The sequence below is a fragment of the Marinobacter goseongensis genome, from assembly GCF_023156235.1.
Taxonomy (GTDB): domain Bacteria; phylum Pseudomonadota; class Gammaproteobacteria; order Pseudomonadales; family Oleiphilaceae; genus Marinobacter; species Marinobacter goseongensis.
Genome location: NZ_JAKZAI010000044.1, coordinates 1 through 8676 on the forward strand (window position 1 = coordinate 1; position 8676 = coordinate 8676).

Sequence of the window (8676 nt, forward strand, 5' to 3'; positions counted from 1 at the left end):
ATCATTCGCAACACTCGGCGCATACGGGTGTTGATGAGTGATGCCTATCCTTACAAAGACGAACTCTCTGACCTGGTACGCCGTCTGGTTCCGGGATAGAAGCCCGGGCTCCCCCGGCCCGACGCAATGGGGGAAAGGGGGCCGTGTGTCCGGACAACGGGAATTGATCACTTATTGGGCAGGCATGGCCGAAACCGACCGGCCATAGCGGTAACCAGTTCAGTCTGCGAGACTTGCCGGGGACCTATGAGAAATCCGGGTTAGCCTCATTGAGAAGCGCTACAAAGAGTTTTTAGCGACTCATATCTGAACTGTTTTTCCGAATTCAAACTCATTTCAAGGTTTGCACTTATTATCTCGATCTTTTCCTGCCTCGTCATAGGCGCCTTACACCTATGATTTTTGGCTATTAATCGCTTCGGGAGAAAGTCGATGAAGGCAAGCAAGCACTCGCCTCGGGCGTTGCTGTGTTCAGTACTATTGTCCATTCCTCTGTTCGGTCAAGCTGAGACTGTTAATTGGGCGAATTGGCTCACTGGCCAGATAAGCAAGCACCCGGAGGTACTGGCAGCGACAGAGCAGGCGGCAGCGCGGAAAGAGGACGCTGAGGCAAGCGAACAACCGCTGTATAACCCGGAGTTGTCCGTAGGAGCAGACAGAACGGGCAGTGAGAATAACTTTGAGGCAGGGCTGTCACAAACGATCGATTGGTCTGATCAACAGGGCGCATTACAGGAGAAGGCAAAGCTGATCAGGCTGTCTGCGCAAGCTGGCTTGAGCGAAGCAGTTCTGACACAAACGTCTGAATCATTGTTTGCGCTTGTCGAGTGGCGCGCCACTACGCTGTTTGAGGAAATTGCTGAATCCCAACAGCAGCGCCTGGATGCTTTGCTGGACCAGGTTGAACAGCGCCAGCAGGCAGGTGATCTGGGGCGTGCCGATGCAGAGCTTCTGTTTCTAAATCTATCCCGTCAGTTGAGCGAAGTCGCCCAGGCAAAGGCCGCAGTTGATCGGGCAGAAACTCAGGTTCAAGAACGTCTGCCGGACTGGAGGCCTCAGGATGGGGGAATCCCCGAGTATATATGGCCAGCGCTGGAGTCCCAGATTGGTGAGGCTGATCTGCTGTCACACCCGTCAATTGCAGTCGCTCGAGCCGAGTGGCAGGTGCTGAAAAGTGAGGCAGAGGTTGCGAGACGCAAAGCCACAGCATCGCCGACAGTAGGGCTGAGCGGAGGGCGTGACGGCGGCGAGAACGTGGTTGGCCTGACATTCTCGATCCCTCTGAACGTCCGTAATAACTACAGCGCTGAAATCCGGGCCGCGAATCGACGGGCTCTGGAGGCCGAAGCGCGGTTTCAGGCGCTCTACCGGAAACAACAATATGACCTGGCAGGCGCTCGCGCTTCCTGGAAGCGATACGACAAGCAACTTCGTCGATGGAAAGAACTATCCCAGGGGCGTGTACAGCGAAGTGCCGATTTGCTTGAGAAGCAGTGGCAGGTCGGCGACCTCTCCACCTCTGAGTATCTCCAGGCGTTAGGCCAGCGCGCGGAGAGCCTGAAAACCGGTATTGAACTGGAAAAGCTGGCGCAGCTGGGCCTGATTGAACTCTTGAGCCAGTCTGGCGAACTGATCACCCCCTTCCAATAATATTCTGGAAACTGGATAGTCATCATGAAAAAAACTCTGATTTCAGTATTTGTATTGACGCTGTTTATAGCTCCCCCTTCATTGGTGCAGGCCGAGGAAGATGCGCATAACGAGGCGGGCCATGATCATGCCGCCGGTGGCGACGATCATCGAGAAGGTACCGGTGAAGAGGATGAGCATGAGGGCGGGCATGCTGAAGAACGTGAGCATGAAGAGGAAGAAGGTCATGGCCACGAAGAGGAGAGCGATGGTGGTCATGAAGAATCAACTACCGCAAGCATCAATGCCAAACAGAAAGAGCTCGCCGGCATTGAGGTAGCAACCCTCGAGAGCAAGCGCGTTGACTATGAAATCTACGCTCCCGGTGAGCTGCTGACCAACGGCTATACCAGCTATCACGTGTCCCCCCGGGTTGCCTCGGTGGTGTTGAGACGTCACGTGGAATTGGGTGAGCACGTAACCAAAGGTCAGCAACTGGTAACCCTGTTCAGTGAGACGGTGGCACAGGCGCAGGCTGATTACAGGAAGGCTTTTCCTGAATGGGAGCGAATCAGCGGGCTGGGTCGTTCCGTGGTTGGTGATCAGCGGTTCAATACGGCGAAAGCGAATATTGAAGCGGCGAGGGCGACTCTGCTTGCTTATGGGCTAAACGATGATGACATTGGTGCGTTGAAGGCCAGCGGCGTAGGTAGTCTCGGTGAATACACGCTCAGAGCTCGCGTGGATGGCGCAGTGCTGACCGATGAGTTTGAGCAAGGACAAAGAGTTGAGGCAGGCCAACCGCTGGTGACTCTGGCTAATGAAAGCGAACTTTGGGTAGAGGCTCACCTGCCAGCAAACTCCGACATTGTCCTTAAGCAAGGGGCCGAAGCGGAAGTAAGAGTTGCAGGCCGAGTAGCTGTGGCAACGGTATCCCAGGAAGCTCATACCATTGACGCTGTGACCCGCACGCGAATTGTTCGGTTGGAGCTGGACAATCCGGAAGATCGTTTTCATCCCGGAATGTTTGCAGATGTGTATTTCCTTTTTAAAACCACGGAGCCGGTGCTTGCGGTGCCGGAGAGTGCGTTGATGCGAGGCGCCGATGGCGACTGGACGGTCTATGTGGAAGAGGCTGAAGGGGAGTACGAGCCTGTGGAAGTGGAACTGGGTCGCGCAATTGGCGGACTCCGTGAAATTTCGGGCCTGACTGCAGGCCAACGGATCGTTTCGCGGGGCGCATTTTTTGTGGCCTCTGAAATTGCCAAAGGCGGCTTTGACCCACACAACCACTGATTCCGGGAGCCATTATGTTCAACCGAGTTGTCGACTGGGCGGTTCAGAACCGCCTGTTGGTTCTTATTGCGCTAGCAGTGCTTATCGCCACGGCCGCGTTTCAGATCCCAAAACTGAATCTTGATGCCTTCCCTGACGTTACAAACGTCCAGGTCGCTGTTAACACAGAGGCGCCCGGACTTGCGGCTGAGGAGGTCGAGCAGCTGATCACCTATCCCATTGAAGCGGTGATGTATGCGTTGCCGGATGTTGAGGAGGTTCGATCCATTTCCAAAACCGGGTTGTCCGGTGTCACCGTGGTCTTTAAAGAGGGCACGGATATCTATTTCGCGCGTCAACTGGTGTTCGAGCGGTTGCAGGCCGCGCGGGAGCTGATTCCGGACGGGGTCGGGGTGCCTGAAATGGGCCCGAATACGTCCGGTCTCGGCCAGGTCTACCAGTACTTGCTGATAGCGGACCCGGATTCGGGGTACGACGCAATGGAATTACGCAGCTTGCACGACTGGCTGGTCAAGCTGTTGCTGATACCTGCTGAAGGGGTAACAGAGATTCTGTCGTTTGGCGGAGAGGTCCGCCAGTACCAGGTCAATCTGAACCCGGCGCGAATGCTGTCCTATGACTTATCACAGAACGACGTCATGGACGCCCTGGAGAACACCAACTCCAATGTTGGGGGCTGGTATATGGGCCGTGGACAGGAGCAGTTGGTTATTCGCGGTATGGGCTGGCTGGGTAATGGCGAGCAGGGGCTGGAGCAGATCCGTCAAGTGCCCGTTAAAACCAGTGATGGCATTACAGTGACGGTGAGCGATGTCGCCCAGGTAGCGCTGGGCACTGAAATTCGCCAGGGTGCGGTGACCATGACCCGGAAGGATGAAGACGGTCAGGTTGAACAACTGGGTGAAGTGGTTTCTGGCATTGTACTCAAACGAATGGGGGCCAATACAAAAGCCACCATCGACGGCATCGAGGCCCGCATTGATCGCATAAATCAGGCGCTTCCGAGTGGGGTTCGTTTTGAGCCCTATTACAACCAGGCGGATCTGGTGACCAAGGCCGTAGAGACGGTGACCAATGCACTTCTGTTGGCTTTTGTGTTTATTGCGATCGTGCTTGCCCTGTTTCTGATGAATCTTCGGGCAACAACGCTCGTGCTGCTTTCTATACCGATTTCTATCGGTATTGCGCTGATGATCATGGCCTGGTTCGGTCTCTCGGCCAACTTGATGTCTCTGGGCGGCATTGCTGTGGCAATTGGCATGCTGGTGGACGGCTCTGTTGTTATGGTCGAGAACATGTTCAAACATCTGACGCATCCGGATGCTGAGCATGACGCCCGTCGGGATGAATTGGTGAAAAACGACCCTGACCCATTGGACGCGTCACACGATGACCATGGCATTGCGCTTCGACTGCAGGAGGCAGGCCGGGAAGTGGCGCGACCAATTTTTTTCGCGACGGCGATTATCCTGGTCGTTTTCATGCCTTTATTCAGCTTTGAAGGTGTGGAAGCCAAGCTTTTTCAGCCAATGGCGATCAGCATAATGTTGGCCATCGTGTCCGCTGTGATCGTTGCTCTGGTGGTTGTGCCGGCCTTGGCATCGTTTATGTTTCGCAAGGGTATTCGGGAGCGGGAAAGTTTCATTTTAAAGCCCCTCGAAAAGCTTTATCGCAAGGGCCTTGACTGGTCGTTGAAACACACCCGCTCTGTTGTCGGTGCAGCAGCTGTCCTTGTTGTGCTGGCGGCCTTGGTCGTGCCGCGACTCGGTACTGAGTTTGTCCCTGAACTGGAAGAAGGGACGATCAACCTCCGGGTGACGCTGGCCCCTTCATCAAGCCTTGATACGGCGATTGAAGTTGCGCCAAAACTGGAAGCCATGTTGATGGAATTTCCAGAAGTGACTTACGCTCTGTCCCGGGCTGGTCGAGCAGAAATAGGGGGCGACCCGGAGCCCGTCAACAACATAGAGATCTATATTGGCTTAAAGCCAACTTCGGAGTGGACCAGCGCCAGTAATCGCTACGAATTGCAGGCCCTGTTTGAGGAGAAGCTCGAACAGCACCCGGGGCTACTGTTTAACTTTTCTCAGCCTATCGCGACTCGGGTTGATGAATTGTTGTCAGGTGTTCGTGCGCAGTTGGCCATCAAACTCTTTGGCCCGGATCTCGACGTACTGGCGGAGAAAGGCCAGCAGATTGAAGCGGCGGTCCGAACAGTTCAGGGAACACGAGACGTCGCCATGGAGCAGATTGCTGGTGAAGCGCAGTTGGTGGTTCAGCCTGACCGTCAGGCACTCTCCCGGTACGGACTCGCCGTGTCTGATGTGATGAGTGTCGTCCGGGATGGACTGGGTGGTGCCGCCGCAGGCCAGATCATCAACGGAAATGAGCGGTACGATATCTATGTGCGTCTGGCCAAACGTTTCCGGGAGGACCGGGATGCCATTGCCGATCTCAGGTTACAAGCGCCGTCCGGGGCCTGGGTGAGACTCGGTGATGTGGCCGATGTGTCTATTGAGTCCGGCCCGCCTCAGGTGCGCCGCGATGACGTGCAGCGCCGTGTGGTCATTCAGTCCAATGTGCAGGGTCGTGACATGGGCAGTGTGGTTGCCGATATTCAAGATACCATCGCGTCAGAAGTGAACCTTCCCCCCGGCTATTCGGTGGATATTGGTGGTCAATTTGAAAACCAGCAGCGAGCTCAGAAGCGATTGGCCATTGTGGTTCCTGTATCCTTGGGTCTGATTGCGTTGTTGTTGTACTTTGCTTTCAGTTCGGTTGGTCAGGCGCTGCTGATTCTTGTCAACGTACCGCTTGCTGTCATTGGTGGCGTCTTTTCACTCTGGATCTCCGGCCAGTACCTTTCCGTGCCCAGTTCCGTTGGATTTATCACACTGTTTGGTGTGGCGGTGCTTAACGGAGTCGTTATGGTCGAAAGCATCAATCAGCGAATACAGGATGGGTTAAGCGTGGATGCCGCGGTGTTTGAAGGTGCCGTCTCCCGTTTGCGTCCTGTCTTGATGACAGCAATAACCTCGGCACTCGGTTTGATACCGATGCTATTGTCGACGGGCGTGGGTGCGGAAATCCAGAAGCCATTGGCCAGCGTGATTGTAGGTGGTCTCGTGACTGCGACTTTCCTAACGCTTTTTGTTTTGCCGGCTCTATTCACGCGCTTCTCAAGGGCTAAACTCGATGATATGCAACGGTAGAAAAGAGGTGGAAATACACAGTTTTGATCGCGAGCAGGGGAGGGTAGTCCCTCCGTCATAGCGGGGCGGAGGAATTATGGTTGTGCTCTACTCTGGGAAAGGAAGCACAACTGTAATTCTGGCGCCCCCCGTTTCTGAGGGGCCAATGTTCATCCGTCCGAAATTGTCTTCTAGTATTTCGGACACGATGGACAGTCCCAATCCAAATCCAGAAACGGTTTCGTCAAGCCGGGAACCTCTATCCATCACTTTTGAGGCCGCTTCTGGAGTAATCCCAGGGCCGTCGTCTGCAACTTCTATCGTTAGCCCGGAATCGGTCTGGCTTATTGAAACGTCAATCTCAGCCTGACTCCACTTCCCGCCGTTTTCGAGCAGGTTACCGAATAACTCTGATAGGTCCTGACGCTCCATGGGCCAACTGAAGTTATTCGGCAAGGATGTATTAATACGGAAACTCTTATCGGGAAAGATTTTTTCCATGACAGAAATGACGTTGTTCGCTATTTCAATCGGCAAACATGTTTGCCCCATCTGCCTGCCGGAGATATCTGCCTTGCTCATGCGGTAGTTCAAGGACCGGCTTAGATCCTTTAGGTTGGAGGTCATGAACTCTATGTCGTCGCGGGACGGAGGTAATGAACCAGTGTCTGACAAGATTGCGAGATTGGCAGAGATCGAGGTCTTGACCATGTGAGAAAGATCGGAATTGAGGCGGCGGTGGCGGTCAAGGCGACGACTTGCTAGTTCAAGTAGGTTATTGAACTGTTTGATCAGCGGACTGAACTCCTCTGGTGCGTCAGGATTCAAACGAGGTTGTTTGCCAGATTGCAGTCTCCTCATGTCTTCCTTGATGTGTTCGATCGGTTTCAAAGCGAGGTAAGTAGTGGTGCCTACCAGAGCCAAGAGAACAACAAGTAATAATGCGGAGGCAGCCAGCAAGGTCAGGTATTAGTTATGGTCGATTGAGCGGGAGGAGCTAGCTGAGGGCTAGAGAGGCGACTGAGCTTGAAAGCATAGATGGGATTGATGCGTGTCGCAACTCACCTGACGCTAGAGGGGTTGTGCTTTGGTCGTTCGTTTAGTCTTGTCAAAATCTGCCTGAATAGCTGTGGGCCTGTAGTTTACGGAATGTGAAGATCTTTAAAATACGTCCACATTCAAATGTGTTTAAGGTTTCGATGTTCTACTAACTGCGTAAGGCGATTGAATTTCGTTGGTTGAATAGAATGACATATCGGAGCTGTTTATGAAAAAAGTGTCTGTAATTTTAATAGCATCTTTTCTAGGAACCGGGGCTTCCATAGCCCTCGCAGGCAGCAATGGCGGACAAGCAGATAGGTATAATGAGGCAAGAAGCTACCCTGATAAGAGCATCGATGAACGGTCCTCCGACTATCGTTCTGAAGAAAGCGAGACGGTCAAGAAGTTGAAGGAAGAGCATCGAGTAATCAAGGAGCTAGTTGCTGATCTATTGAAGAAACAGTAATTTTTTGGTTTTCTGCGAGTCAGGTGAGAGTGTAGTGGTTCAATGATTCCGGACACCAACGTAGGTGGTAATATCACCACCATAAACGAGGTGTCTGATGACCAGAAAGCGACGTTCTTTTTCTCCTGAGTTCAAACAGGAAGCAGCCAGCCTGGTGCTGGATCAAGGTTACACGATTCCGCAGGCCAGTGTGTCCCTGGGAGTCGGTGAAAGCGCTATCCGGCGCTGGGTTAACCAACTGGCCGAGGAGCGTGACGGTGTCACCCCGAAGGGCAAGGCCTTAACCTCGGAACAGCGCCGGATTCAGGAACTGGAAGCCCGCTGCAATCGACTTGAGCGGGAGAAGGAGATACTAAAAAAGGCTACCGCTCTCTTGATGTCGGACGAGATGAATCGTACGCGCTGATAGACCAGTTGGGGGAGCAGGAGTCAATTGAACTGGTCTGCGAAGCGTTTGAAATCAACCGTTCCAGCTATTACGAGTACCGCCAACGGCGGAACCGTGTGGATGTAGAACGCCTGGCCCTGAAGGCTCAGGTAAACCGCCTGTTTACCAAGAGTCGCGGCTCTGCCGGCAGCCGGACAATCAAAGGCTTACTCAGCGAGGAAGGCGTTGTCGTCGGCCGCTTCAAAGTTCGACGACTGATGAGCGAGCTGGGGCTGATCTGTAAGCAGCCAGGCCCTCATGCCTACAAACAGGCCACCGTTGAACGGCCGGATATCCCGAATCACCTGGATCGTGAGTTTGCAGTAGAGCAGCCCGACCAGGTCTGGTGTGGTGACATTACTTACATCTGGAGCGGCCAGCGATGGAGCTATCTGGCTGTTGTGCTGGACCTGTATGCCCGGCGAGTTGTTGGCTGGGCAATGTCATCCAGTCCGGATGCAGACCTGGTTGTAAAAGCTCTGGATCACGCCTGGGAACAGCGTGGTCGGCCAGAGATAGTCATGTTCCACTCGGATCAGGGAAGCCAGTCGGCGATTTTCAACCCAGTTGTCCAAATGACCGCGTTTAAGCGGCCAATTTATTGCGCTCTATTTCCTGCAATTTGC

5 protein-coding genes and 1 pseudogene are annotated in these 8676 nt (G+C 53.8%); 5 read left to right on the forward strand and 1 reads right to left on the reverse strand.

The window, feature by feature from the left end; translation table 11 throughout:
* Positions 1 to 432 precede the first annotated feature (432 nt).
* Genes MLC70_RS17850 through MLC70_RS17860 form a run of 3 tightly spaced genes read left to right on the forward strand, consistent with a single transcriptional unit; the run spans position 433 to position 6137 of the window.
* Positions 433 to 1650 carry a TolC family protein gene (locus tag MLC70_RS17850; RefSeq protein ID WP_058092801.1) on the forward strand — a complete coding sequence of 406 codons (1218 nt, stop codon included), beginning with the start codon at positions 433 to 435 and terminating at the stop codon, positions 1648 to 1650.
* A 24-nt stretch (positions 1651 to 1674) separates the two neighbouring features.
* Positions 1675 to 2925: an efflux RND transporter periplasmic adaptor subunit gene (locus tag MLC70_RS17855; RefSeq protein ID WP_004581709.1), complete on the forward strand. Its 1251-nt coding sequence runs from the start codon at positions 1675 to 1677 to the stop codon at positions 2923 to 2925.
* A 14-nt stretch (positions 2926 to 2939) separates the two neighbouring features.
* A complete protein-coding gene (locus MLC70_RS17860) occupies positions 2940 to 6137 on the forward strand; it encodes an efflux RND transporter permease subunit (RefSeq protein ID WP_248185795.1) in 3198 nt (1065 codons plus the stop codon).
* Between the two features lie 87 nt (positions 6138 to 6224).
* On the opposite strand, the gene MLC70_RS17865 is transcribed toward MLC70_RS17860, so the two are convergent.
* A complete protein-coding gene (locus tag MLC70_RS17865) occupies positions 6225 to 7076 on the reverse strand; it encodes an ATP-binding protein (RefSeq protein WP_248185798.1) in 852 nt (283 codons plus the stop codon).
* Between the two features lie 307 nt (positions 7077 to 7383).
* Between MLC70_RS17865 and MLC70_RS17870 the strand changes: the two genes are divergently transcribed.
* Positions 7384 to 7623 (forward strand): hypothetical protein, encoded by a 240-nt coding sequence (locus MLC70_RS17870; protein WP_072676519.1) that lies wholly within the window; start codon positions 7384 to 7386, stop codon positions 7621 to 7623.
* Positions 7624 to 7720: 97 nt separating this feature from the next.
* Positions 7721 to 8598 (forward strand): annotated as a pseudogene (locus MLC70_RS17875) (IS3 family transposase); the annotation flags it as partial.
* Positions 8599 to 8676 lie beyond the last annotated feature (78 nt).